The organism is Citrobacter sp. Cpo074, from assembly GCF_030332745.1.
GTDB classification, from domain to species: Bacteria; Pseudomonadota; Gammaproteobacteria; order Enterobacterales; family Enterobacteriaceae; genus Citrobacter; species Citrobacter portucalensis.
Window position 1 is genome coordinate 22,745 of the sequence record NZ_JAOWHG010000022.1, and the last position, 25,004, is coordinate 47,748.

The window sequence follows — 25,004 nt, forward strand, 5'->3', positions numbered from 1 at the left end:
CTTCGTATTAAACATACCTTATTAAGTTTGAATCTAGTTATATCCAATACTTCCCGTTGTTTCTCGCGCGAGGAGTGGACAGATTCCTGGCTTGTCACTCAATCCGTCTTGTCGTTTCAGTTCTGCGTACTTTCCTGTGACCAGACAGCGAACAGACATGAGTTGATGGCCGTAAACAGGCATGGATGACCCTGCCATACCATTCACAACATTAAGTTCGAGATTTACCCCAAGTTTAAGAACTCACACCATTATGAATCTTACCGAATTAAAGAATACGCCGGTTTCTGAGCTGATCACTCTCGGCGAAAATATGGGCCTGGAAAACCTGGCTCGTATGCGCAAGCAGGACATTATTTTTGCCATCCTGAAGCAGCACGCAAAGAGTGGCGAAGATATCTTTGGTGACGGTGTGCTGGAGATATTGCAGGATGGATTTGGTTTCCTCCGCTCTGCAGACAGCTCCTACCTCGCCGGTCCTGATGACATCTACGTTTCTCCCAGCCAAATCCGCCGTTTCAACCTCCGCACTGGTGATACCATTTCTGGTAAGATTCGCCCGCCGAAAGAAGGTGAACGCTACTTTGCGCTGTTGAAAGTTAACGAAGTTAACTACGACAAACCAGAAAACGCCCGTAACAAAATCCTCTTTGAGAACTTAACGCCGCTGCACGCAAACTCTCGTCTGCGTATGGAACGTGGTAACGGTTCTACTGAAGACTTAACGGCGCGTGTACTGGACCTGGCATCGCCGATCGGTCGTGGCCAACGTGGTCTGATTGTTGCTCCGCCGAAAGCGGGTAAAACCATGCTGCTGCAGAACATCGCGCAGAGCATTGCATACAATCATCCTGACTGCGTGCTGATGGTGCTGCTGATTGACGAACGTCCGGAAGAAGTTACCGAGATGCAGCGTCTGGTGAAAGGTGAAGTGGTTGCCTCTACCTTTGACGAACCTGCCTCCCGCCACGTTCAGGTTGCGGAAATGGTTATCGAGAAGGCGAAACGTCTGGTTGAACACAAGAAAGACGTTATCATTCTGCTTGACTCCATCACCCGTCTGGCGCGTGCATATAACACCGTGGTTCCGGCTTCCGGTAAAGTACTGACCGGTGGTGTGGACGCCAACGCCCTGCATCGTCCTAAGCGTTTCTTTGGTGCTGCACGTAACGTGGAAGAGGGCGGTAGCCTGACCATCATCGCGACTGCGCTGATTGATACCGGCTCTAAAATGGATGAAGTTATCTACGAAGAGTTTAAAGGTACCGGCAACATGGAACTGCATCTCTCTCGTAAGATTGCTGAAAAACGCGTCTTCCCGGCTATCGACTACAACCGTTCCGGTACCCGTAAAGAAGAGCTGCTCACCACCCAGGAAGAGCTGCAGAAAATGTGGATCCTGCGCAAAATCATCCATCCGATGGGTGAAATCGATGCAATGGAATTCCTCATTAACAAACTGGCGATGACCAAGACCAACGACGACTTCTTCGATATGATGAAGCGTTCCTGATTCGGGCATCATCTGAAAACGCCACGTTTTTACGTGGCGTTTTGCTTTTACGATTCATCCTAATGTTTGGTCAGATAAAATTGTCATTATTATCGGCGTCATGGATTGTCACAATGAGTGGCATGACCGACAAGAGGTAGGAAGTGTAATGTTTTAGCTGCTCTCTTCAAGGGGGCGTCTTAACGCATTATACTTTAAGGAAATGATATATGCTGAGAACACATACACTGTGAATCTACTCGCTGCTTTCTCTGAGCTAGTTAGTATTTTTTTATTCACAACCATTTTTATTTTTTTGGCACGAAAAGTAGCCATAAAAATAGGTTTAGTGGATAAGCCAAACTTCCGCAAACGTCACCAAGGGATTATTCCGTTAGTGGGCGGGATTTCTGTGTTTGCAGGAATCAATTTCATGTTTGGCCTTTCGGATTATTACATTCCCCATGCCTCGTTATACCTCTTCTGTGCAGGTGTGCTGGTGTTTGTTGGTGCGCTTGACGATCGTTTTGACATCAGCGTAAAAGTACGAGCAGTTGTTCAGGCGGTGATTGCTATTTTGATGATGGTAAAAGGTGAGCTTTATCTAAGTAGCCTGGGATATATTTTTGGCCCGTGGGAGTTGTTGTTGGGTCCCTTTGGTTATTTTCTCACCCTTTTTGCCGTCTGGGCGGCGATTAACGCCTTTAATATGGTTGATGGCATTGATGGCTTGTTAGGCGGGCTATCCAGCGTCTCATTCGCAGCGATGGGGTTTATCCTGTGGTTCGATGGTCAGACAAGCCTGGCTATCTGGTGTTTTGCCATGATTGCCGCCATCCTGCCTTACATCATGCTGAACCTGGGTATTCTTGGACGCCGCTATAAGGTCTTTATGGGCGATGCGGGGAGTACGCTGATTGGCTTTACGGTAATCTGGATCCTGCTGGAGACCACTCAAGGTAAAACGCATCCTATTAGCCCGGTCACTGCACTGTGGATTATCGCCATTCCGTTAATGGATATGGTGGCGATCATGTATCGTCGTTTACGTAAAGGCATGAGTCCTTTCTCTGCCGATCGCCAGCATATTCATCATTTAGTGATGCGCGCCGGGTTTACTTCCCGACAGGCATTTGTTCTGATCACGTTGGCTGCAGCGATTCTGGCCTCTATCGGTGCACTGGCTGAATATTTTCGTTTAGTTCCTGAATGGGCCATGTTGGTGCTCTTTTTACTGGCATTCGGTCTTTACGGTTACTGTATTAAGCGGGCATGGAAGGTCGCGAGATTTATTAAGCGTGTTAAGCGCAGGCTACGAAGGCACCGCGAAGGCAAACCAAACTTAACCAAGTGAATTGAGGATGCGATGACACAACCATTACCGGGGGAACACGCCGTGAGCGCAGAAAATGAACTGGATATCCGTGGGTTGTTTCGTGCCTTATGGGCAGGGAAAGTGTGGATTGTCGGCATGGCTCTCGCCTTCGCGATAGTCGCTCTCGCGTATACGTTTTTTGCTCGTCAGGAGTGGAGTGCAACGGCGATTTCAGACAGGCCAACGGTCAATATGTTGGGCGGCTATTATTCTCAGCAGCAGTTCTTGCGTAACCTGGACATCAAGGCCAGTCTTGCATCTGCGGATCAACCGTCAGTGATGGATGAAGCCTATAAAGAATTTATTATGCAGCTTGCCTCATGGGATACGCGCCGTGAATTCTGGCTGCAGACTGATTACTACAAGCAACGTATGGTGGGTAACAGTAAAGCCGATGCGGCGATGCTGGATGAACTGATCAATAACATTCAGTTTATGCCCGGCGATGCGGTTCGTAATACCAATGACAGCGTGAAACTGATTGCCGAGACGGCACCTGATGCCAACAATCTGCTGCGACAGTACGTCGCGTTTGCCAGTCAGCGTGCAGCGCGTCATCTGAACGACGAGTTAAAGGGAGCCTGGGCTGCGCGCACCGTGCAGATGAAAGCACAGGTTAAACGCCAGGAAGAAGTGGCGAAATCGATTTTCTCTCGCCGTGTTCATAATATTGAGCAGGCACTCAAAATTGCTGAACAGCATAATATTTCGCGTACTTCCACTGACGTTCCGGCTGAAGAGTTGCCCGATTCAGAACTGTTTTTGCTCGGACGTCCTATGCTGCAGGCGCGACTCGAAAACCTGCAATCTGTTGGTCCCGATTTCGATCTGGACTACTTCCAAAACCGAGCCATGCTTAACACACTGAACGTTGGGCCAACTCTGGATCCGCGTTTTCAGACCTATCGTTATTTGCGTACACCGGAGGAACCGGTAAAACGTGACAGCCCTCGTCGTGCCTTCCTGATGATTATGTGGGGCATCGTTGGGGCTCTGATCGGTGCTGGTGTCGCGTTAACCCGTCGCCGCACGATTTAGCAATATCGTTGCAGTGAGGGGCTGGGCTCTCACTGCCAATCCGAAGAGAATCGATGTGAAAGTACTGACTGTATTTGGCACGCGACCAGAGGCCATAAAAATGGCACCTCTGGTTCATGCGCTGGCAAAAGATCCTGATTTTGAGGCAAAAGTTTGCGTCACGGCACAGCATCGGGAGATGCTCGATCAGGTGTTGAACCTTTTTTCCATTGTACCTGACTACGATCTCAATATTATGCAGCCAGGTCAGGGACTAACAGAAATTACCTGCCGAATCCTTGAAGGATTAAAGCCTATTCTGGCTGATTTTAAACCCGACGTTGTGTTGGTTCACGGCGATACCACGACCACCATTGCCACTAGCCTGGCCGCGTTCTATCAACGCATTCCGGTAGGGCATGTGGAGGCGGGTTTACGTACAGGCGATCTCTACTCTCCCTGGCCGGAAGAGGCGAACCGTACGCTGACCGGGCATCTGGCGATGTATCATTTTGCGCCAACAGAAAACTCGCGCCAAAACCTGCTACGGGAAAACATTTCTGATAGCCGTATCTTCGTAACAGGTAATACGGTTATTGATGCGTTGATCTGGGTTCGTGACCGTGTACTGGGAAACGAGGTGCTGCGTACCGATCTGGCAGAACGTTATCCTTTCCTGGCCGCTGATAAAAAAATGATTCTGGTGACCGGTCATCGTCGGGAAAGCTTTGGTCGCGGTTTTGAACGCATTTGCCACGCGCTGGCGGAAATTGCCGCGGCCAATCAGAACGTACAGATTGTCTATCCAGTGCACCTGAATCCTAACGTCAGCGAACCGGTTAATCGTATTCTGGGTCACGTTGAAAACGTCATCCTGATTGAACCGCAGGATTACATGCCGTTTGTCTGGCTGATGAATCACGCCTGGCTGATCCTTACCGACTCTGGTGGGATTCAGGAAGAAGCCCCATCTCTGGGGAAACCGGTACTGGTGATGCGCGAAACGACGGAACGTCCGGAAGCGATTACTGCGGGCACAGTACGTCTGGTAGGGACAGACCCGCAGCGTATTGTCGAAGAAGTCACGCGTTTGCTGCATGACGACAATGAATATCAGACCATGAGCCGCGCCCATAATCCGTATGGTGACGGGCAGGCATGTGGCCGCATTTTACACGCGTTAAAAAATAATCGGATATCGCTATGAGTTTTACGACCATTTCTGTCATTGGGCTGGGTTATATCGGACTGCCGACGGCGGCTGCCTTTGCTTCCCGTCAAAAGCATGTGATTGGCGTAGATGTAAATCAACACGCGGTGGATACCATTAATCGCGGTGAAATTCATATCGTTGAGCCAGATTTGGGCGCCGTGGTGAAAACGGCGGTCGCAAATGGATTTCTGTGTGCGACCACAACCCCTGTAGATGCGGATGCCTATCTGATTGCTGTGCCTACTCCGTTTAAGGGGGAGCACGAACCCGATATGGTTTATGTGGAAGCTGCGGCGAAGTCTCTTGCGCCGGTGCTGAAAAAAGGCGCGTTGGTGATCCTTGAATCGACGTCGCCTGTCGGGGCTACCGAACAGATGGCCACATGGCTGGCTGAAATGCGTCCTGATCTGACTTTCCCGCAACAGGTCGGTGAACAGGCTGACGTTAACATTGCTTATTGCCCAGAGCGAGTGCTGCCGGGCCAGGTGATGGTTGAACTGATTAAAAACGACCGCGTGATTGGGGGAATGACCTCTGTCTGTTCCGCGCGTGCTAGCGAACTGTACAACATCTTCCTTGAGGGTGAATGTGTCGTGACTAACGCCCGCACTGCGGAAATGTGCAAGCTGACTGAAAATAGCTTCCGCGACGTCAATATCGCCTTTGCCAATGAGCTGTCGCTGATTTGCGCCGATCAGGGGATCAACGTCTGGGAACTGATTCGCCTGGCAAATCGCCATCCGCGCGTGAATATTTTGCAACCGGGTCCGGGTGTTGGCGGGCACTGTATCGCAGTTGATCCGTGGTTTATCGTGGCGCAGAACCCGCAGCAGGCGAAATTGATTCGCACCGCGCGTGAGGTAAACGACGGTAAGCCTCATTGGGTGGTCGAGCGGGTAAAAGCTGCCGTGGCCGACTGTCTGGCGGATACCAATAAACGGGCCAGCGAAGTGAAAATTGCCTGCTTTGGTCTGGCATTTAAACCGAATATTGATGATTTACGTGAAAGCCCGGCGATGGGGATTGCGCAAAGCATCGCGCATTGGCACAAAGGCGAAACATTGGTGGTGGAACCGAACATCCATCAACTGCCGAAAAAACTGGACGGTCTGTGCCAACTGGCAACGCTGGACGATGCCCTGGCAAGCGCCGATGTGCTGGTCTTGCTGGTCGACCATAATGAATTTAAAGCCATTAAAGGCGATGCGGTTCATCAGCAATATATCGTTGATACCAAAGGGGTTTGGCGCTAATGAAACGAATTCTGGTTACCGGTGGAGCGGGATTCATCGGCTCTGCGGTTGTTCGGCATATCATTCATGAGACTCAGGATGCGGTAGTTGTGGTCGATAAACTGACCTATGCCGGAAATCTGATGTCGCTGGAGCCGGTTGCACAGAATCCTCGTTTTACCTTTGAGAAAGTCGATATCTGCGATCGAGCTTCGCTCGACAGGGTGTTTCAACACTATCAGCCGGACTGCGTGATGCATCTGGCGGCAGAAAGCCACGTCGATCGCTCAATTGATGGTCCGGCCGCCTTCATCGAAACTAACATCGTGGGAACCTACACGCTGTTGGAAGCGGCGCGCGCTTACTGGGGTGATTTAACCAGCGAGAAAAAATCAGCGTTTCGTTTCCACCATATCTCGACTGACGAGGTGTATGGCGACCTGCATTCTACGGATGATTTCTTCACTGAAACCACACCGTATGCACCGAGCAGCCCTTATTCCGCGTCGAAAGCCAGCAGCGATCATCTGGTTCGCGCCTGGCTGCGTACCTACGGTCTGCCAACGCTGATAACCAACTGTTCTAACAACTATGGTCCGTACCATTTTCCGGAAAAACTGATTCCGCTGATGATCCTCAACGCATTGGCGGGGAAGCCGTTGCCGGTTTACGGCAATGGGCAACAGATCCGTGACTGGTTGTATGTAGAAGATCACGCCAGGGCGCTCTATTGTGTGGCGACAACGGGCGCGGTGGGAGAAAACTATAATATCGGTGGTCATAACGAGCGTAAAAACCTGGAAGTTGTCGAAACGGTTTGCAGCCTGTTGGAAGAGTTGGCACCGCAAAAGCCGCAGGGTATCGCGCAGTACCGCGACTTGATCGCTTTTGTGGACGATCGCCCGGGTCATGATTTGCGTTACGCCATTGACGCGTCGAAAATTGCGCGTGAACTAGGCTGGATGCCGCAAGAAACGTTTGAAAGCGGAATGCGCAAAACCGTGCAGTGGTATCTGGCTAATCAGGCATGGTGGAAACCCGTGCAGGACGGCAGTTACCAGGGCGAACGTTTAGGTCTGAAGGGCTAACAGCCTGGTTTTGGCTCCCGGAGGAGACAACGCATGAAAGGTATCATTCTGGCGGGTGGCTCAGGTACTCGCCTGTATCCCATTACGCGTGGCGTATCGAAGCAGCTATTGCCTATTTACGATAAGCCGATGATTTACTACCCGTTATCAGTATTGATGCTGGCGGGAATTCGCGAAATCCTGATTATCACTACACCGGAAGATAAAGGCTATTTCCAGCGCTTACTGGGCGATGGATCTGAGTTCGGCATTGAATTGCACTATGCTGAGCAACCCAGTCCGGATGGATTAGCACAGGCGTTTATCATTGGTGAAACGTTCCTTAACGGTGAACCATCATGTCTGGTGTTAGGCGACAATATCTTCTTTGGTCAGGGATTCAGTCCAAAACTGCGTCACGTAGCCGCCAGAACGCAAGGCGCGACGGTGTTTGGTTACCAGGTGATGGATCCTGAACGTTTTGGTGTCGTGGAGTTTGACGACAATTTTCGAGCTATCTCGCTGGAAGAGAAGCCGAAAGCACCAAAATCAAACTGGGCGGTGACCGGTCTCTATTTCTATGACAGCAAGGTGGTGGAATACGCAAAACGCGTAAAACCTTCTGAGCGTGGGGAGCTGGAGATTACGTCTATCAACCAGATGTATCTTGATGACGGACATCTGACGGTAGAATTGCTCGGGCGTGGCTTTGCCTGGCTGGATACCGGTACGCACGACAGTCTTATCGAAGCGAGTACTTTTGTGCAGACGGTGGAAAAACGCCAGGGCTTCAAAATAGCCTGTCTGGAAGAAATCGCCTGGCGTAACGGTTGGCTGGATGACGAAGGCGTGAAGCGTGCTGCCAGTTCACTGGCCAAAACGGGTTATGGTCAATACCTGCTGGAGCTGCTCCGTGCTCGTCCGCGCCAGTATTGAGCCGCTTAGCTGGGAAAATACGTTCTTTGGCGTGAATAGCGCCATTGTGCGTTTTGACCAACACGCGCCGGTTCTGACTGCGGATGTGTTGCAGCCCTGGTCGCGGGTACAGGCAAAAATTCCTGCGGCCAATACCCATGAATTAGATGCCCTGCAACAGTTGGGCTTCTCACTGGTTGAAGGTGAAGTGGATTTTGTGCTGCCGGTGATGTGTGCGCATGGCGACCACGGTGCGCAGGTCGCACAAACTACGGATATCCCTGCATTACGCCAACTGGCAGGACAGGCGTTCGCGCAAAGTCGTTTTCGCGCCCCATGGTATGCCGCAGATGCCAGCACGCGTTTTTATGCGCAGTGGATTGAAAACGCGGTGCTGGGGACGTTCGATCATCAATGCCTCGTTTTTCGTACACCGGCAGGTGATATTCGTGGCTATGTCTCGCTGCGTGAACTGAATGCGACCGATGCGCGAATTGGCCTGCTGGCCGGGCGTGGGGCGGGAGCAGAACTGATGCAGGCTGCCCTTTGCTGGGCTCAGGCTCGCGGTAAAACAACATTGCGCGTGGCGACCCAAATGGGCAATACCGCCGCGCTTAAACGTTATATACACAGTGGTGCGAATGTGGAAAGCACCGCGTATTGGTTATACAGGTGACACGATGATTCCATTTAACGCACCGCCGGTGGTGGGCACTGAACTCGATTACATGCAGTCTGCGATGAACAGCGGCAAACTGTGTGGCGACGGTGGTTTTACCCGTCGCTGCCAACAGTGGCTGGAACAGCATTTTGGCAGCGAGAAAGTATTGCTGACGCCTTCCTGCACCGCATCGCTTGAGATGGCGGCATTGCTGCTGGATATCCAGCCTGGCGATGAAGTCATTATGCCGAGCTATACGTTTGTCTCCACGGCCAATGCTTTCGTGCTGCGCGGTGCGAAAATTGTCTTTGTTGATATCCGCCCGGATACCATGAACATTGACGAAACGCTGATTGAAGCGGCGATCACCGACAAGACCCGCGCTATCGTGCCGGTGCATTACGCGGGCGTAGCCTGTGAAATGGATACCATCATGGCGCTGGCGACCAAACATAACCTGTTTGTCGTGGAAGATGCGGCCCAGGGCGTCATGTCGACTTACAAAGGTCGGGCGCTGGGGACGATTGGTCACATCGGTTGCTTTAGCTTCCATGAGACCAAAAACTATACCGCAGGCGGTGAAGGTGGTGCGACGCTGATTAATGATAAAAAATTAGTCGAACGTGCAGAGATCATCCGTGAAAAAGGAACTAACCGCAGCCAGTTTTTCCGCGGTCAGGTGGATAAGTATACCTGGCGTGATATTGGCTCCAGCTATCTGATGTCCGATCTGCAGGCTGCCTATCTGTGGGCACAACTGGAAGCGGCTGACCGTATTAACCAGCAGCGTCTGGCGCTGTGGCAGAACTATTATGATGCTCTCGAACCGCTGGCGCGTGCCGGACGCATTGATCTGCCTTCTGTCCCGGAAAACTGCGTGCAGAATGCCCATATGTTTTATATCAAGCTGCGCGATATCGACGATCGCACGGCGTTGATTAACTTCTTGAAAGAAGCTGAAATTATGGCGGTGTTCCACTATATCCCGCTACATGATTGTCCGGCTGGCGATAAATTCGGCGTATTTGCCGGTGTTGATCGTTTCACCACTAAAGAGAGCGAGCGTCTGCTGCGCTTGCCGCTGTTTTACAACCTGTCGCCAGTAAACCAGCGAACGGTCATTTCGACCTTACTCAACTACTTCGCCTGATATGTCGCTTGCTAAAGCGTCCTTATGGACGGCAGCCAGTACGCTGGTAAAAATTGGTGCAGGTTTGCTGGTCGTGAAGCTGCTGGCGGTGTCGTTTGGCCCGGCAGGCGTGGGGCAGGCGGGTAACTTCCGCCAGATGGTCACCGTGCTTGGTGTTCTGGCGGGGGCCGGCATTTTCAACGGCGTCACGAAATATGTTGCGCAGCATCATGACGATCCGACCCGGCTCCGTAAGGTAGTCGGTACATCTTCCGCGATGGTGCTGGGATTCTCTACGCTGATGGCGGTGATTTTTCTGCTGGCGGCCGCGCCAATCAGTCAGGGATTGTTTGGCCATACTCATTATCAGGGGCTGGTAAGACTGGTTGCGCTGGTGCAAATGGGTATTGCCTGGGCGAACCTGCTGCTGGCGTTGATGAAGGGCTTTCGCGATGCGGCGGGTAACGCGCTGTCGCTGATTGTGGGTAGCCTGGTGGGCGTAGTGGCTTATTATGGCTGTTATCGCCTGGGAGGGTATGAAGGCGCTTTGCTGGGTCTGGCGCTAGTGCCCGCGTTGGTCGTTATCCCCGCCGCTATTATGCTGATTAAGCGTGGGGCAATTCCCCTGCATTACCTGAAACCCTCGTGGGATAACGGTCTGGCTGGACAGCTAAGCAAGTTTACCCTGATGGCGCTGATTACCTCCGTAACGCTGCCTGTGGCATACGTGATGATGCGAAACCTGCTGGCGGCGCAGTACAGTTGGGATGATGTGGGGATTTGGCAGGGAGTAAGCAGTATCTCTGATGCTTATCTGCAATTCATTACCGCCTCATTCAGCGTTTACTTGCTTCCGACGTTGTCGCGACTGACCGAAAAGCGCGACATTACGCGCGAGGTGGTTAAGTCGCTAAAGTTCGTGTTACCGGCGGTTGCCGCTGCGAGCTTTACTGTTTGGTTGCTGCGTGATTTTGCGATCTGGCTGCTTTTCTCCGCAAAATTCACCGCCATGCGCGATCTGTTTGCCTGGCAACTGGTCGGCGATGTACTGAAAGTTGGGGCGTATGTCTTTGGGTATCTGGTGATCGCGAAAGCATCGCTGCGGTTTTATATTTTGGCTGAAATTAGCCAGTTCATGTTATTGACGGTGTTTGCTCACTGGCTGATCCCTGCACACGGTGCGCTGGGTGCGGCACAGGCTTATATGGCAACGTACATCGTCTATTTTTCTCTTTGTTGTGGCGTGTTTTTACTCTGGCGTAGGCGGGCATGACTGTACTGATTCACGTTCTGGGATCGGATATCCCTCACCATAACCAAACCGTGTTGCGGTTTTTCAACGACTCGCTGGCCGCGACGAGCGAGCATGCGCGCACGTTTATGGTTGCCGGTCAGGATGGGGGACTCAGTGAGAGCTGCCCGGCGTTATCGCTAAGCTTCTACAGCGGGAAAAAGGCGCTTGCTGACGCTGTGATCGCGAAAGCAAAAGCGGATCGCCAACAGCGTTTCTTCTTCCACGGTCAGTTCAACACCAGCCTGTGGCTGGCGCTGCTGAGTGGCGGGATTAAACCGGCGCAGTTTTACTGGCATATCTGGGGCGCTGATTTATACGAAGTCTCCAGTGGACTGAAATTCCGCCTGTTTTACCCGATTCGCCGCATGGCGCAGAATCGTGTGGGCTGCGTGTTTGCCACACGGGGCGATTTACGTTATTTCGCCGAGCAACATCCCCGTGTGCGGGGTGAGTTGCTCTATTTCCCAACGCGAATGGATCCTTCACTCAATAACATGAGCAATGATTGCCAGCGCGGCGGCAAGATGACGGTGCTGGTTGGCAACTCTGGCGATCGCAGCAATGAGCATGTTGCCGCGCTTCGTGCCGTCCATCAGCAGTTTGGTGACACGGTGAATGTGATTGTGCCGATGGGTTATCCCGCCAATAATGCGGCCTATATCGACGAGGTTCGCCAGGCTGGCCTGGCGTTATTTAGCGCTGATAATCTGCAAATTTTGAGTGAAAAGCTGGAATTTGACGCTTATCTCGCGTTATTGCGTCAATGCGATTTGGGTTACTTTATTTTTGCCCGTCAACAGGGAATCGGTACCCTGTGTTTGCTGATCCAGGCGGGTATCCCATGCGTGCTCAACCGTGAAAATCCCTTCTGGCAGGATATGGTGGAACAAAATCTTCCGGTGTTATTCACCACTGATGATCTCAATGAAGGCGTCGTACGTGAAGCGCAGCGCCAGTTGGCATCGGTAGATAAAAATACTATTACCTTCTTTAGCCCGAATTATCTGCAGCCGTGGCACAATGCGCTGCGCATTGCTTCAGGAGAAACCGTATGAGCCTGATGCAATTCAGCGGTCTTCTGGTGGTCTGGCTGCTCTCCACCTTGTTTATCGCCACGCTGACCTGGTTTGAGTTCCGCCGCGTGCGTTTTAACTTCAATGTTTTCTTCTCATTGTTGTTCTTGCTGACGTTCTTCTTCGGATTCCCGTTAACCAGCATCCTGGTGTTCCGCTTTGATGTGGCAGTGGCTCCGCCGGAGATTCTGCTGCAGGCCTTGCTGTCAGCCGCCTGTTTCTATGCCGTCTACTACGTGACGTATAAAACGCGCTTGCGCAAACGAGTAGATGATAAGCCGCGCAGGCCGCTGTTTACCATCAATCGTGTTGAAGCCCATTTGACCTGGGTTATTCTGATGGCGATTGCGCTGGTGAGCGTGGGCATCTTCTTTATGCACAACGGATTCCTGCTGTTCAGACTGCAATCCTATAGCCAGATTTTTTCCAGTGAAGTCTCTGGCGTCGCTCTGAAGCGTTTCTTCTACTTCTTCATTCCGGCAATGCTGGTGGTTTATTTCCTGCGTCAGGACAGCAAAGCGTGGGTGTTCTTCCTGGTGAGTACCGTCGCGTTTGGTTTGCTGACCTATATGATTGTGGGTGGGACGCGTGCCAATATCATTATCGCGTTTGCCATCTTCTTGTTTATCGGCATTATTCGCGGCTGGATTTCGCTGTGGATGTTGGCCGCTGCAGGCGTGTTGGGCATTGTCGGGATGTTCTGGCTGGCGTTGAAGCGCTACGGAATGAGCGTTAGCGGCGATGAGGCGTTCTATACGTTCCTGTACCTTACGCGCGACACCTTCTCACCGTGGGAGAACCTGGCGCTATTGCTGCAGAATTACCACAATATTGAGTTCCAGGGGCTGGCGCCGATCGTCCGTGACTTCTACGTCTTTATTCCCTCCTGGCTGTGGCCTGGGCGGCCGAGTATTGTACTCAACTCAGCGAACTACTTTACCTGGGAAGTGTTGAACAACCACTCAGGACTGGCGATTTCGCCGACGTTAATTGGTTCACTGGTGGTGATGGGCGGGGCGCTGTTTATACCATTAGGCGCGATTGTTGTTGGGCTCATCATCAAGTGGTTCGACTGGCTGTATGAGCTTGGCAATCGCGAAACCAATCGCTATAAGGCGGCGATTTTGCACAGTTTCTGTTTTGGCGCCATTTTCAATATGATCGTTTTGGCACGTGAAGGGCTGGATTCGTTTGTCTCACGAGTGGTCTTTTTCCTCGTGATTTTCGGCGTTTGCCTACTGGTGGCAAAATTGTTGTTCTGGCTGTTTGATAGCGCGGGACTCATTCATAAACGAATCAAATCGCTGCCCCAGGCACAGATTGAAGGATCGTAATGACAGATAACACAACTGCGCCGCTGTATTCGCTGCGCGGATTACAACTGATTGGCTGGCGCGATATGCAACATGCGCTGAATTACCTGTTTGCCGAAGGACACCTCAGGTCAGGAACGCTGGTGGCTATCAACGCTGAGAAGATGCTGACAGCAGAAGATAACCCTGAAGTGAGGGAGCTGATCAACGCCGCGGAGTTCAAGTATGCGGATGGGATTAGCGTGGTGCGTTCGGTGCGCAAAAAATTCCCACAGGCGCAGGTTTCACGCGTGGCCGGAGCTGACCTTTGGGAAGCGCTGATGGCGCGAGCTGGGCAAAACGGAACGCCAGTTTTCCTGGTTGGCGGCAAGCCTGAAGTTCTGGCACAAACAGAAGCAAAACTACGTGCGCAGTGGCGCGTGAACATTGTGGGTAGTCAGGACGGTTATTTTACCCCAGAGCAGCGTCAGGCGTTGTTTGAGCGTATTCACGCCAGCGGTGCGCAAATTGTGACGGTGGCGATGGGCTCGCCAAAACAAGAGATCTTTATGCGTGATTGCCGCAAGACTCACCCTGACGCGCTGTATATGGGCGTAGGGGGCACCTACGACGTCTTTACCGGTCACGTTAAGCGTGCGCCTAAAATCTGGCAAAATCTGGGGCTGGAGTGGCTGTATCGCTTATTGTCGCAGCCGAGCCGTATTACTCGACAACTTCGCTTATTACGCTATCTCCGCTGGCACTATACCGGCAACCTCTGACGCCCTCTCTCCTCTGATAAGTAGCGTGATCTGCTAATTACGCTACTTATTCACAACATAATCGCTGCTTTCTCGCACAATCTATTCATTTTTTGAATGCTTTAATTGCCATTTAAGCGATTTTAGGAAACCATTCGCAACAATCATTGCAGTGCCGTGGTGTTTTTGGCGCCAACCGTAAAGCGGTCGGTGCCGCATGGCCTGTTATGGCATAACAAGATGTACCCATAACGAGAACCGGTAATACCGGACAGCATGCAAACACATCAAGAGGATTTATGGCTGAGAACAAACCTGAGCTACAGCGTGGGCTGGAGGCTCGTCACATCGAATTAATTGCCCTTGGGGGCACTATTGGCGTTGGTCTATTTATGGGGGCCGCCAGTACCCTTAAATGGGCGGGACCTTCGGTTCTGCTGGCGTATATCGTCGCCGGGCTGTTCGTGTTTTTCATTATGCGTTCTATGGGGGAGATGTTATTCCTCGAGCCGGTTGCAGGTTCATTCGCTGTTTACGCTCACCGTTATATGAGCCCCTTCTTTGGCTATCTCACCGCCTGGTCATACTGGTTTATGTGGATGGCTGTGGGGATCTCAGAGATTACCGCCATCGGGGTGTATGTGCAGTTCTGGTTTCCGGAAATGGCGCAATGGATACCCGCACTGATCGCGGTCGGACTGGTTGCGTTGGCAAACCTCGCTGCGGTTCGCCTGTATGGTGAAATTGAGTTCTGGTTTGCCATGATCAAAGTGACCACCATCATTGTGATGATTGTCATTGGGGTTGGGGTGATTTTCTTCGGCTTTGGCAATGGTGGCCAGGCGATTGGTTTTGGCAACCTGACCGAGCACGGTGGCTTCTTTGCTGGGGGCTGGAAGGGCTTCCTGACGGCATTGTGTATTGTTGTGGCGTCTTACCAGGGCGTGGAGCTGATCGGCATCACTGCAGGGGAAGCGAAGAATCCACAGGTCACGCTGCGTAGCGCGGTGGGTAAAGTGTTGTGGCGCATTCTGATTTTCTACGTTGGTGCGATTTTTGTCATCGTCACTATTTTCCCGTGGAATGAGATTGGCAGCAACGGCAGCCCGTTTGTGCTCACCTTTGCCAAGATTGGTATTACTGCTGCGGCAGGGATTATTAACTTTGTGGTGCTGACGGCGGCGCTGTCAGGCTGTAACAGCGGCATGTACAGTTGTGGGCGTATGCTCTACGCGCTGGCAAAGAATCGCCAGCTTCCTGCCGTTGTTGGAAAAGTATCACGCCATGGCGTGCCGGTTGCCGGAGTGGCTATTTCTATCGCGATCCTGCTGATTGGCTCATGCCTGAACTACATCATTCCTAACCCGCAGCGCGTGTTTGTTTATGTCTATAGCGCCAGCGTGTTGCCGGGGATGGTGCCGTGGTTTGTGATCCTGATAAGCCAGTTGCGTTTCCGTCAGGCGCATAAAGCGGCGATTGCCAGTCATCCATTCCGCTCCATTCTGTTCCCGTGGGCGAATTATTTGACGATGGCGTTCCTGATTTGCGTATTAATTGGCATGTACTTTAATGAAGATACCCGAATGTCGCTTTTTGTTGGCATGGGTTTCTTACTGGCCGTGACGCTCATTTATAAGGTTTTTGGTCTGAATCGTCATGGCACAGCCCATAAATTGCGGGAATAAGCGACAAAACGCACAAACCATGACCAAACGATAATTTATTTTAAAAAAGCACTAGACAGAAGACCGAGACCTCCGTAATATCCAGCCCCGCAACGGCGCTAAGCGCCCGTAGCTCAGCTGGATAGAGCGCTGCCCTCCGGAGGCAGAGGTCTCAGGTTCGAATCCTGTCGGGCGCACCATTTAGTAGGGTGCCAGAGCTGCGGTGGTTTTAATACCGCGTAAAAGATTTGCAGTGGTGGCTATAGCTCAGTTGGTAGAGCCCTGGATTGTGATTCCAGTTGTCGTGGGTTCGAATCCCATTAGCCACCCCATTAATTTAAAGTTGTGAAATGCGAAGGTGGCGGAATTGGTAGACGCGCTAGCTTCAGGTGTTAGTGTCCTTAGGATGTGGGGGTTCGAGTCCCCCCCCTCGCACCACGACTTAAAGAATTGAACTAAAAATTCAAAAAGCAGTAAAACGGCGAGTAGCGCAGCTTGGTAGCGCAACTGGTTTGGGACCAGTGGGTCGGAGGTTCGAATCCTCTCTCGCCGACCAATTTTGAACCCCGCTTCGGCGGGGTTTTTTGTTTTCAGATTTTCCCTTCTTAGCCTGCGCATCTGCGAATTTCCTGAAGTCTTAAAAAGTCCGAATACCTGGTTTTTGCAGTGCAATCGTGGCATGCGTTGTGCAATAATATGCGGGTAGATGCTCATTCCATCTCTTATGTTCGCCATCTGGCCTCATAAACTCAGGAATGATGCAGAGCCGTTTACGGTGCTTATCGTCCACAGACAGATGTCGCTCAGGCCTCATCAAACACCATGGACATAACGTTGAGTGAAGCACCCATTTATGTTGTCATACAGACCTGTTTAACGCCTGCTCCTTACCGAGCGGGCGTTTTTTTATGCATAAACAAAATCCTTCAAGTGACTTCTCGAAGGATTTTGTTTATGCGATTGAAAAATATGTAGGCCCGGTAAGCGAGGCGCCACCGGGCAAGAGGGAATTACTGCGGGGGATTGTTGTTCTGCAGCGTCAACATCAGGCCATCACGGCGCATGGTGGCGGCTTCTTCCGGCTGGTGCAGTCTGTCCAGCGCGTCAGCAAGCCAGGCGTAGTCATAGGCATCCGGGCGCTGTTTGAGAGCAGCACGGAAGGCGAGCGTAGCTTCCTGCCATTCCCCATGCTTCATTAACGACTGACCCAGCGTACTCCACAGCAACGGGCGATCGCCCACGGCTTTAATCTGCTGGCGCAGCACTTTTTCTATCTGTTCCGGATTATTGGTTTTCAGACGCGGGATCGGCAGCACCAGGCGGTCATCGTACTGACGTTTCAAACCATCAATGATGACCTGCTGCGCCGTATCGTGATCGTCACACTCAATCAGATGTTCAGCCATCGCCACCTGCAGGGCAACCTGATGACGGGTTTTACGGCTCTGGTTTTTCCACCATGCACGCAGCCCCTCGCTGCCCTGATCGGCGCGGACTTGATCCATCAAGCCAACCCATGCCTGTTGTTCCAGCATGGCGCGGTGCTCGTCATCACCCACATGCGCTTTTGCCATGGATGGGATGATATCCAGCAAGGAACTCCATGCGCCGGTGCGAATGTAGGCCTGCTCAGCCAGACGCAGCACTTCCGGATGACGTGGCGTCACTTCCAGCAGTTTGTCTACGCTGTGGCGTGCAGCGTGATTTTCATTACGCGCCAGTTGCAGGCGAACGCGAGCGATTTCTACCGGGATCGTATCATTTCCGGCCAGTTCGGTAGCACGCTCAAGGTGTTGGTTGGCGCGCGCTTCGTCACCGCGCTGCTGAGCCGCTTCTGCCGCCAGCAGGTAATTCACTACCGGCTGTTCTGCATGATCGGCATTTTTCGACATCAGCTTCTCAACCTGCTGATAGTCACCTTCCGCCAGTTTGAGTAGGGCCTGTTCGGTCTGTTTACGGGCGCGACGACGCTTACGACCCACAAACCACCCACGGGTATGTGCGCCGGTGCGGAAAATTCGGCGCAACAGCCATTCAATCGCAAACAGGACGACCATGGCGACGATCAGGATGATCACCAGGCCCGTCACGCTGGTTTCGATATTGTAGTTATCCGTCTGGATCAGCACGTAACCCTGATGACCGGCTATCATCGGACCGACGACGATCCCGGCGATCAACAGCACAAAGAGCAACAATACTTTTAGCATCATTATTCTCCTTGCGGCGCGGTTGCCGGAGCATCTGTCGAAGGCGCTGGCGCAGGTGCTACTGCTACCGGTGCTGTGGCAGGCTGCGCCAGTAAATTACGTACGCGGGTCTGCATTAACTTGTCGAGAATAGCCTGGCTCTGCAGCGTTTCCGGAATATCCATACTGATGCTTTGCTGGCTCAGCTGGTCTACTTCTTCAAGGAACGCTTTGGTCGCTGCATCGTCGGTGTCGTAGTAAGCACGCACCCATGTGGAGACATTTTCCAGCGCCTGGCGATATGTTTCTTCCTGATGACGCGGCACGGCCTGGGCGGCTACTAACAGACGAGAACGGATGTTCTCACGTAAGTACACGTCCTGGTTCGGCGCCAGCAGCGGGACGGCGGTTTCATCACGACGGCGAATAGTGATGAAGCTGTCCATAAAGTTCTGCCAGCTTTTTTGCAGATTGACGCGCCATTCACTAATCGAACTGGAAAGCTCGCTGCTGTCAGAGTCCATTGGAGAATCGTCGGTGTCGTTGTCGGCCAGACGCAGGTTATCAATCTGATTAGAGAGCTGATTCACTTTCAGGATAATGCCGTCATAGTCGACCTGAGTCACCGCGGACAGGCTCGCGATGTCGTCAGTAATCGCACGTCGCGCGGTAATTAAGCTCGGGTCGTTCATATCTGCCAGACTGGCGTCGGCGCTTTTCAACAGCGCAGCGGCGGTGGTGACATCCTGATCGCTCCATAATTTACGACCGGCCAGTTTCACCAGGAAATCAGCCTGCGCCAGCAGCCATGTACCCGCATCGCTGCCGGAGATGGTGGCGACTTTTTGCTGGACTTCATCAAGCTGTTTGACCAGCGCGGCCTGCTGGCGAGTGGCTTCATCCAGCTGTGTTGCCTGCTGTTTAATAATGCCTTCCAGCTCAGCTTTTTGGCTTTCCTGCGCTTTTTGCAGCGCCGTCAGCTGGTTCGCCAGCGCATCGCTGGTTGCCGTTTGTGTTGTTGCCTGTTGTTTCCCCCAGCCGTACAGCCCAACGCCTGCAGCCAGCGCAATAGCAATCGCCACAGCGCTCAGAATCAGCGCCGTGCTGTTCTTACTCTTTTTTTCAGTATTGACTGGCTGTGACGTGGTTTCCACGGCCTCCCTGGTCTCTTCAACCACGGCGGAGGATTTTTCTTGTTCCGTCATTATGGCATCCCATTATGAGAGTTATTGTAATGCGCGTAGTAGCGCATCGTTGTCGGCGTTATCAGCGACCTTAATATCTTGCCAGCCCAGTTCCCGGGCGAGGTGCGCCAGACGCTCACTGACGACCAACAGCCGACAGCGTAGTAACCAGTGCTCACGATACCACTGCGGAATGAGCGACCAGAGCTGTTGTAGCATCTCTCCGCTGGTGACAACCACCGTGGTTACGCCACGGGATTGCCAGCGCATCGCTTCTTCCGCACCATCGTAATGTTTTGCACTGCGTTGATAACATTCACAAAAATCGACATCGGCTCCGCGTGCCGTCAGGGTTTCACCTATCAGCTCCCGGCCACCGTTGCCGCGTAATATAAGCGCGCGTTTTCCCGCAATATTTTGTAATTCAGGTAATTGTAGCAAGACTTCGCTAATTTCCCGATCCAGAGGGTAGTGAATATTGAAGCCGCTAACAGTATGCAGCGCCAGCGCCGTTGTACGGCCAATGGCAAAATAACGTGGAAGGGATGGCCAGCTTTTCTCTTGCTGGCGGAGTTCGGCATCTGCAAAGGTAACGGCGTGCTGCGAGAGGGCGAAGACCAGATCGTTCTCCGTCAGCGCCGACAGTCGGGAAGCAACCGTTGCCAGCTCCCGACCAGGTGAAAACTCGATGAGCGGAAAACTCCAGGCCACCTGCCCCAGTGTGCGCAGTCGGCTCACTAACTCTTCCCCTGCGGGAGACGGGCGGGTGACCAGAATACTCATGCGGGGGCTTCTCCGTTATAAACTTCCGCCAGAATGGCGCGCGCACCGTTCTCCAGCAGTTCTTCTGCCAGAGAGATACCCATCTGTTCGGCATCCTGTGTGGCGCCGCGACGTTCTCCGCATACCATCTGTGAACCGTCAGGCGAGCCGACCAGCGCACGTAGCCAAATCTCACCGTCGATGATTTCGGCATAGCTACCAATAGGTACCTGACATCCCCCTTCCAGGCGGGTGTTCATGGCGCGTTCTGCTTTGACGCGTAGCGCTGTCTCTTCATGGTTGAGCGGTGCTAACAGCGCCTGAGTGCGCAGATCGTCGAGTCGACATTCTATGCCTACTGCGCCTTGCCCGACGGCGGGCAGGGAGACTTCCGGCGGCAGAGCGGTGCGGACTCGCGACTCAAGACCTAAACGTTTTAATCCGGCGACCGCCAGAATAATGGCGTCATAATCGCCGTTATCCAGTTTGCTGAGGCGCGTGCCTACGTTGCCGCGCAGCGAACGGATGACGAGATCCGGGCGACGCTTCGCCAACTGGCACTGGCGGCGCAAACTGGATGTCCCGACGATGCTGCCTGCGGGGAGTTCATCCAGCGAGTTGTACTTATTTGAGACGAAAGCATCACGCGGATCCTCTCGCTCACAAATGGTGACCAGCCCAAGACCGTCAGGGAATTCAACCGGCACATCCTTCATGGAATGCACAGCGATATCGGCGCGTTTTTCCAGCAGCGCGACTTCCAGCTCTTTAACAAACAACCCTTTCCCCCCGACCTTCGCCAGCGGGGTATCAAGGATCACATCGCCACGGGTTACCATAGGAACCAGTTCCACGATCAGACCGGGGTGGTTTGCCATTAAGGCGTCTTTGACATAATGTGCCTGCCAGAGCGCAAGGGGGCTTTGGCGTGTGGCAATTCTCAAAACATTGTCTAACATGCTTGTTACCGTCATTATCAATCATTGACCATCCTAACATCCTTATCAAAGGGATGTCAGCGTTACGCTCAAACGTAAGTGAGAGGAAAAGGCGCTGCATCATCACTGGCAGTGAATAATGACGAGAAACCTCCCGACCGTATGAAGGAATTTACACGTAACGAACGGTGCTACACTTGTATGTAGCGCATCTTTCTTTACGGTCAATGAGCAAGGTGTTAAATTGATCACGTTTTAGACCATTTTTTCGGCTGAACAGCATAAAAAAATATGGGCGAAAAACAGGTAACGGTTATTTTTGACATACGGTTTATCCGAATTGATGGCGATTATTGTGAGCGCTTGCGCCGCGGCAATCGACAACATGACGGATAGCAACATCAGGCGATACGTCTTGTACCTCTATATTGAGACTCTGAAACAGAGACTGGATGCCATAAATCAACTGCGTGTGGATCGCGCGCTTGCTGCCATGGGACCTGCCTTCCAGCAGGTATACAGTCTGCTGCCGACATTATTGCACTACCACCATCCGCTGATGCCGGGTTACCTCGATGGTAACGTTCCCAAAGGCATATGCTTTTACACGCCTGATGAAACCCAACGCCACTACCTGAACGAACTGGAACTGTACCGCGGTATGTCGCCGCAGGATCCTCCCAAGGGCGAACTGCCGATCACCGGCGTTTACTCAATGGGCAGCACCTCTTCGGTAGGGCAAAGCTGTTCCTCTGACCTTGATATCTGGGTCTGCCATCAATCCTGGCTGGATAGCGAAGAGCGCCAGCTGCTGCAGCGAAAATGTAGCCTGCTGGAAAGCTGGGCCGCCTCGCTAGGCGTAGAAGTCAGTTTCTTCCTGATTGATGAAAACCGTTTCCGTCACAATGAAAGCGGCAGTCTTGGTGGTGAAGACTGTGGCTCGACGCAGCATATCCTGTTGCTTGATGAATTCTATCGCACCGCTGTGCGCCTCGCGGGTAAACGTATTCTGTGGAATATGGTGCCGGGCGACGAAGAAGAGCATTACGACGATTACGTCATGACGCTCTACGCACAGGGGGTGCTAACGCCAAACGAATGGCTGGATCTCGGCGGGCTCAGTTCGCTTTCCGCCGAAGAGTACTTTGGCGCCAGCCTCTGGCAGTTGTACAAGAGTATCGACTCCCCGTACAAAGCGGTGCTGAAAACGCTGCTGCTGGAAGCTTATTCCTGGGAATACCCGAATCCACGCCTGTTGGCGAAAGACATTAAACAGCGCCTGCACGATGGCGAGATCGTCTCTTTTGGTCTCGACCCTTACTGCATGATGCTGGAGCGCGTTACCGAGTACCTCACGGCGATCGAAGATCCGACGCGCCTGGATTTAGTGCGTCGATGTTTCTACTTAAAAGTGTGTGAGAAACTGAGCCGTGAGCGCGCCTGCGTGGGCTGGCGTCGTGAAGTATTAAGTCAGTTAGTGAAAGAGTGGGGCTGGGATGACGCCCGTCTGACCATGCTGGATAACCGCGCTAACTGGAAGATTGACCAGGTACGCGAAGCGCATAACGAACTGCTCGATGCGATGATGCAGAGCTATCGTAATCTGATCCGCTTTGCGCGGCGCAATAACCTCAGCGTCAGCGCCAGCCCGCAGGATATCGGCGTGCTGACCCGTAAGCTGTATGCCGCGTTTGAAGCGTTGCCGGGTAAAGTCACGCTGGTGAACCCACAGATATCTCCGGATCTCTCGGAACCGAATCTGACCTTTATCCATGTACCGCCGGGTCGTGCCAACCGTTCAGGTTGGTATCTCTACAACCGCGCGCCGAACATGGACTCGATCATCAGCCATCAGCCGCTGGAATATAACCGCTATCTCAACAAGCTGGTGGCGTGGGCCTGGTTCAACGGCCTGCTGACCTCGCGTACGCATTTGTTTATTAAGGGCAACGGCATTGTTGATTTGCCGAAGCTGCAGGAAATGGTCGCCGACGTGTCGCACCACTTCCCGCTGCGGCTGCCTGCACCAACGCCGAAAGCGCTCTATAGCCCATGCGAAATTCGCCATCTGGCGATTATCGTTAACCTCGAATATGACCCAACGGCAGCATTTCGCAATCAGGTGGTGCATTTTGATTTCCGTAAGCTGGACGTCTTCAGCTTTGGCGAAGAGCAAAATTGCCTGGTAGGAAGCGTCGACCTGCTGTACCGCAACTCGTGGAATGAAGTGCGTACGCTGCACTTCAACGGCGAGCAGGCGATGATTGAAGCGTTAAAAACGATTCTGGGCAAAATGCACCAGGATGCCGCGCCGCCAGATAGCGTCGAGGTCTTCTGCTATAGCCAGCATCTGCGCGGTTTAATTCGCACCCGCGTCCAGCAACTGGTGTCTGAGTGCATCGAATTACGCCTCTCCAGCACCCGTCAGGAAACCGGACGTTTCAAAGCGCTGCGTGTTTCCGGCCAGACGTGGGGATTGTTCTTCGAGCGCCTGAACGTTTCGGTACAGAAGCTGGAAAACGCAATTGAATTCTATGGCGCGATTTCACATAACAAACTGCACGGGCTTTCCGTCCAGGTTGAGACCAACCATGTGAAACTGCCGTCGGTGGTCGACGGTTTTGCCAGCGAAGGGATTATTCAGTTCTTTTTCGAAGAAACGGGTGATGAGCAGGGCTTTAATATCTACATTCTGGACGAAAGCAATCGGGCTGAGGTGTATCACCACTGCGAAGGTAGCAAAGAGGAGTTGGTACGCGACGTCAGCCGTTTCTACTCATCGTCGCACGATCGTTTTACCTACGGCTCCAGCTTCATCAACTTTAACCTGCCGCAGTTCTATCAGATTGTGAAAACCGACGGGCGCGCGCAGGTGATTCCGTTCCGCACCCAGCCGATTAGCGCCGTTCCGCCAGCCAGTCAGGACAACGACACGCCGCTGTTACAGCAGTATTTCTCGTGAGTTAACTTGCCCGGTGGCGCGACGCTTACCGGGCTAAAGTAGGCCGGATAAGCAAAGCGCATCCGGCACTAAAGCTTAGCGGAAGCTCACCTCTTCACCCGCCTGCTGCGTTGCCGCTTGTTCCAACAGATCCCAGAACGTTTCGCCGCTTCGGTCGCAGATCCATTCGTCGCCTTTCAGGTCAAAGTGGTAGCCGCCCTGTTTGGTCGCCAGCCACACCTGGTGGAGCGGCTCCTGACGGTTAATGATAATTTTGCTGCCGTTTTCGAAGCTGATGGTCAGCACGCCGCCGTTGATCTCACAATCGATATCGCTGTCGCCATCCCAGTCATCCAGACGTTCTTCAATGGTCATCCAAAGGGTGTCAGCAAGGCGATGAAATTCACTGTCGTTCATTTTCTTATCCTATTTTTCGTGATGCCCGCAGTATAACGTGGAATAAATCGCGATGCAGTTTTTAGCCAAACTCTTGCTTTTACGCCTTCTCCTGCGATGATAGAAAACAGAAAGCATGAACTTTACAGGCAATCCATAATGAAAAACGTGTTAAAGCCACTCGCTGTCATTTTTACTCTGTTCAGCCTGACGGGCTGTGGGTTAAAAGGCCCGCTCTATTTCCCGCCAGCTGATAAAACCGCGCCGCCTCCGACCAAGAGCGTTCAGCCGCAATCGCAATCCACCACGCCTGAGAAAAACGATCGTGGGATTAGTGATGGGCCTTCTCAGGTGAATTACTAACGGCAGGAATAGATTTTACATTTCTGTACCCGCGTGAACGGAGTGA

22 protein-coding genes and 4 tRNA genes are annotated in these 25,004 nt (G+C 52.5%); 21 read left to right on the forward strand and 5 right to left on the reverse strand.

Going from position 1 to position 25,004, the window contains the following annotated elements:
* The first annotated feature begins 46 nt into the window (after positions 1-46).
* The 19 genes from OGX83_RS00780 (at position 47) to OGX83_RS00870 (ending at position 16,741) form a co-directional block, all read left to right on the forward strand.
* Complete coding sequence (locus OGX83_RS00780; protein ID WP_049259789.1) at positions 47-166, forward strand: rho operon leader peptide; 120 nt, start codon at positions 47-49, stop codon at positions 164-166.
* An 87-nt stretch (positions 167-253) separates the two neighbouring features.
* The gene (rho, locus tag OGX83_RS00785; protein WP_002437993.1) at positions 254-1,513 is read left to right on the forward strand and encodes a transcription termination factor Rho; all 1,260 of its coding nucleotides are present in this window, start codon (positions 254-256) and stop codon (positions 1,511-1,513) included.
* Positions 1,514-1,715: 202 nt separating this feature from the next.
* Entirely contained in the window at positions 1,716-2,846 is a 1,131-nt protein-coding gene (wecA, locus tag OGX83_RS00790; protein WP_267966254.1) for a UDP-N-acetylglucosamine--undecaprenyl-phosphate N-acetylglucosaminephosphotransferase, read from the forward strand.
* A 12-nt stretch (positions 2,847-2,858) separates the two neighbouring features.
* Positions 2,859-3,905, forward strand: coding sequence for an ECA polysaccharide chain length modulation protein (gene wzzE / locus OGX83_RS00795; RefSeq protein WP_071446068.1), 1,047 nt, complete (start codon positions 2,859-2,861; stop codon positions 3,903-3,905).
* Positions 3,906-3,960: 55 nt separating this feature from the next.
* Complete coding sequence (gene wecB / locus OGX83_RS00800) at positions 3,961-5,091, forward strand: non-hydrolyzing UDP-N-acetylglucosamine 2-epimerase (protein WP_071446066.1); 1,131 nt, start codon at positions 3,961-3,963, stop codon at positions 5,089-5,091.
* Complete coding sequence (gene wecC, locus OGX83_RS00805; protein WP_286587229.1) at positions 5,088-6,350, forward strand: UDP-N-acetyl-D-mannosamine dehydrogenase; 1,263 nt, start codon at positions 5,088-5,090, stop codon at positions 6,348-6,350. The genes wecB and wecC overlap by 4 nt, the downstream gene beginning before the upstream one ends.
* Positions 6,350-7,417 (forward strand): dTDP-glucose 4,6-dehydratase, encoded by a 1,068-nt coding sequence (gene rffG, locus OGX83_RS00810; protein ID WP_103284532.1) that lies wholly within the window; start codon positions 6,350-6,352, stop codon positions 7,415-7,417. The genes wecC and rffG overlap by 1 nt, the downstream gene beginning before the upstream one ends.
* 33 nt (positions 7,418-7,450) lie before the next feature.
* A complete protein-coding gene (gene rfbA, locus OGX83_RS00815; protein ID WP_032945685.1) occupies positions 7,451-8,332 on the forward strand; it encodes a glucose-1-phosphate thymidylyltransferase RfbA in 882 nt (293 codons plus the stop codon).
* Positions 8,310-8,987 (forward strand): dTDP-4-amino-4,6-dideoxy-D-galactose acyltransferase, encoded by a 678-nt coding sequence (rffC, locus tag OGX83_RS00820; RefSeq protein ID WP_286587230.1) that lies wholly within the window; start codon positions 8,310-8,312, stop codon positions 8,985-8,987. Before rfbA ends, rffC begins: the two co-directional genes overlap by 23 nt.
* 4 nt (positions 8,988-8,991) lie before the next feature.
* The gene (gene rffA / locus OGX83_RS00825) at positions 8,992-10,122 is read left to right on the forward strand and encodes a dTDP-4-amino-4,6-dideoxygalactose transaminase (protein ID WP_032945690.1); all 1,131 of its coding nucleotides are present in this window, start codon (positions 8,992-8,994) and stop codon (positions 10,120-10,122) included.
* 1 nt (position 10,123) lies between these two features.
* Entirely contained in the window at positions 10,124-11,374 is a 1,251-nt protein-coding gene (wzxE, locus tag OGX83_RS00830) for a lipid III flippase WzxE (RefSeq protein WP_003017971.1), read from the forward strand.
* Positions 11,371-12,450, forward strand: a complete 1,080-nt coding sequence (locus OGX83_RS00835) for a TDP-N-acetylfucosamine:lipid II N-acetylfucosaminyltransferase (RefSeq protein ID WP_128612345.1) — start codon at positions 11,371-11,373, stop codon at positions 12,448-12,450. The genes wzxE and OGX83_RS00835 overlap by 4 nt, the downstream gene beginning before the upstream one ends.
* The gene (gene wzyE, locus OGX83_RS00840; protein WP_128612346.1) at positions 12,447-13,802 is read left to right on the forward strand and encodes an ECA oligosaccharide polymerase; all 1,356 of its coding nucleotides are present in this window, start codon (positions 12,447-12,449) and stop codon (positions 13,800-13,802) included. The genes OGX83_RS00835 and wzyE overlap by 4 nt, the downstream gene beginning before the upstream one ends.
* On the forward strand, positions 13,802-14,542 hold the full coding sequence (gene wecG / locus OGX83_RS00845) for a lipopolysaccharide N-acetylmannosaminouronosyltransferase (RefSeq protein WP_003017964.1): 741 nt from the start codon (positions 13,802-13,804) through the stop codon (positions 14,540-14,542). Before wzyE ends, wecG begins: the two co-directional genes overlap by 1 nt.
* Positions 14,543-14,820: 278 nt before the next feature.
* Positions 14,821-16,206, forward strand: coding sequence for a bifunctional threonine/serine APC transporter ThrP (gene thrP / locus OGX83_RS00850; RefSeq protein ID WP_003828980.1), 1,386 nt, complete (start codon positions 14,821-14,823; stop codon positions 16,204-16,206).
* 102 nt (positions 16,207-16,308) lie between these two features.
* A tRNA-Arg gene (locus OGX83_RS00855) sits at positions 16,309-16,385 on the forward strand.
* Positions 16,386-16,441: 56 nt separating this feature from the next.
* Positions 16,442-16,517, forward strand: a tRNA-His gene (locus OGX83_RS00860).
* A 20-nt stretch (positions 16,518-16,537) separates the two neighbouring features.
* Positions 16,538-16,623: transfer RNA gene (locus tag OGX83_RS00865), tRNA-Leu, on the forward strand.
* Between the two features lie 41 nt (positions 16,624-16,664).
* Positions 16,665-16,741 (forward strand) — tRNA-Pro (locus OGX83_RS00870).
* A 454-nt stretch (positions 16,742-17,195) separates the two neighbouring features.
* On the opposite strand, the gene hemY is transcribed toward OGX83_RS00870, so the two are convergent.
* Genes hemY through hemC form a run of 4 tightly spaced genes read right to left on the reverse strand, consistent with a single transcriptional unit; the run spans position 17,196 to position 21,279 of the window.
* A complete protein-coding gene (hemY, locus tag OGX83_RS00875; protein ID WP_153754011.1) occupies positions 17,196-18,395 on the reverse strand; it encodes a protoheme IX biogenesis protein HemY in 1,200 nt (399 codons plus the stop codon).
* Positions 18,396-18,397: 2 nt separating this feature from the next.
* On the reverse strand, positions 18,398-19,579 hold the full coding sequence (gene hemX / locus OGX83_RS00880; RefSeq protein ID WP_111466301.1) for a uroporphyrinogen-III C-methyltransferase: 1,182 nt from the start codon (positions 19,577-19,579) through the stop codon (positions 18,398-18,400).
* Positions 19,580-19,600: 21 nt separating this feature from the next.
* Complete coding sequence (hemD, locus tag OGX83_RS00885; RefSeq protein ID WP_003828974.1) at positions 19,601-20,341, reverse strand: uroporphyrinogen-III synthase; 741 nt, start codon at positions 20,339-20,341, stop codon at positions 19,601-19,603.
* Positions 20,338-21,279: a hydroxymethylbilane synthase gene (hemC, locus tag OGX83_RS00890; RefSeq protein WP_286587231.1), complete on the reverse strand. Its 942-nt coding sequence runs from the start codon at positions 21,277-21,279 to the stop codon at positions 20,338-20,340. The genes hemD and hemC overlap by 4 nt, the downstream gene beginning before the upstream one ends.
* A gap of 394 nt (positions 21,280-21,673) precedes the next feature.
* On the opposite strand from hemC, the gene cyaA reads away from it, so the two are divergent.
* The gene (gene cyaA, locus OGX83_RS00895) at positions 21,674-24,220 is read left to right on the forward strand and encodes a class I adenylate cyclase (protein ID WP_032934207.1); all 2,547 of its coding nucleotides are present in this window, start codon (positions 21,674-21,676) and stop codon (positions 24,218-24,220) included.
* A gap of 75 nt (positions 24,221-24,295) precedes the next feature.
* Here the strand turns inward: cyaA and cyaY are convergent, their stop codons facing one another.
* Positions 24,296-24,616 carry an iron donor protein CyaY gene (cyaY, locus tag OGX83_RS00900; RefSeq protein WP_003828967.1) on the reverse strand — a complete coding sequence of 107 codons (321 nt, stop codon included), beginning with the start codon at positions 24,614-24,616 and terminating at the stop codon, positions 24,296-24,298.
* Between the two features lie 138 nt (positions 24,617-24,754).
* Between cyaY and lptM the strand changes: the two genes are divergently transcribed.
* Positions 24,755-24,958, forward strand: a complete 204-nt coding sequence (gene lptM, locus OGX83_RS00905; RefSeq protein WP_003017937.1) for an LPS translocon maturation chaperone LptM — start codon at positions 24,755-24,757, stop codon at positions 24,956-24,958.
* Positions 24,959-25,004: the final 46 nt, after the last annotated feature.

Coding starts and splice junctions, on each gene's coding strand:
- rho (WP_002437993.1), top strand. CDS start 254: ATGAATCTTACCGAATTAAAGAATACGCCGGTTTCTGAGCTGATCACT.
- wecA (WP_267966254.1), top strand. CDS start 1,716: ATGATATATGCTGAGAACACATACACTGTGAATCTACTCGCTGCTTTC.
- wzzE (WP_071446068.1), top strand. CDS start 2,859: ATGACACAACCATTACCGGGGGAACACGCCGTGAGCGCAGAAAATGAA.
- wecC (WP_286587229.1), top strand. CDS start 5,088: ATGAGTTTTACGACCATTTCTGTCATTGGGCTGGGTTATATCGGACTG.
- rffG (WP_103284532.1), top strand. CDS start 6,350: ATGAAACGAATTCTGGTTACCGGTGGAGCGGGATTCATCGGCTCTGCG.
- rfbA (WP_032945685.1), top strand. CDS start 7,451: ATGAAAGGTATCATTCTGGCGGGTGGCTCAGGTACTCGCCTGTATCCC.
- rffA (WP_032945690.1), top strand. CDS start 8,992: ATGATTCCATTTAACGCACCGCCGGTGGTGGGCACTGAACTCGATTAC.
- wzxE (WP_003017971.1), top strand. CDS start 10,124: ATGTCGCTTGCTAAAGCGTCCTTATGGACGGCAGCCAGTACGCTGGTA.
- OGX83_RS00835 (WP_128612345.1), top strand. CDS start 11,371: ATGACTGTACTGATTCACGTTCTGGGATCGGATATCCCTCACCATAAC.
- wzyE (WP_128612346.1), top strand. CDS start 12,447: ATGAGCCTGATGCAATTCAGCGGTCTTCTGGTGGTCTGGCTGCTCTCC.
- wecG (WP_003017964.1), top strand. CDS start 13,802: ATGACAGATAACACAACTGCGCCGCTGTATTCGCTGCGCGGATTACAA.
- thrP (WP_003828980.1), top strand. CDS start 14,821: ATGGCTGAGAACAAACCTGAGCTACAGCGTGGGCTGGAGGCTCGTCAC.
- hemY (WP_153754011.1), bottom strand. CDS start 18,395: ATGCTAAAAGTATTGTTGCTCTTTGTGCTGTTGATCGCCGGGATCGTC.
- hemX (WP_111466301.1), bottom strand. CDS start 19,579: ATGACGGAACAAGAAAAATCCTCCGCCGTGGTTGAAGAGACCAGGGAG.
- hemD (WP_003828974.1), bottom strand. CDS start 20,341: ATGAGTATTCTGGTCACCCGCCCGTCTCCCGCAGGGGAAGAGTTAGTG.
- hemC (WP_286587231.1), bottom strand. CDS start 21,279: ATGTTAGACAATGTTTTGAGAATTGCCACACGCCAAAGCCCCCTTGCG.
- cyaY (WP_003828967.1), bottom strand. CDS start 24,616: ATGAACGACAGTGAATTTCATCGCCTTGCTGACACCCTTTGGATGACC.
- lptM (WP_003017937.1), top strand. CDS start 24,755: ATGAAAAACGTGTTAAAGCCACTCGCTGTCATTTTTACTCTGTTCAGC.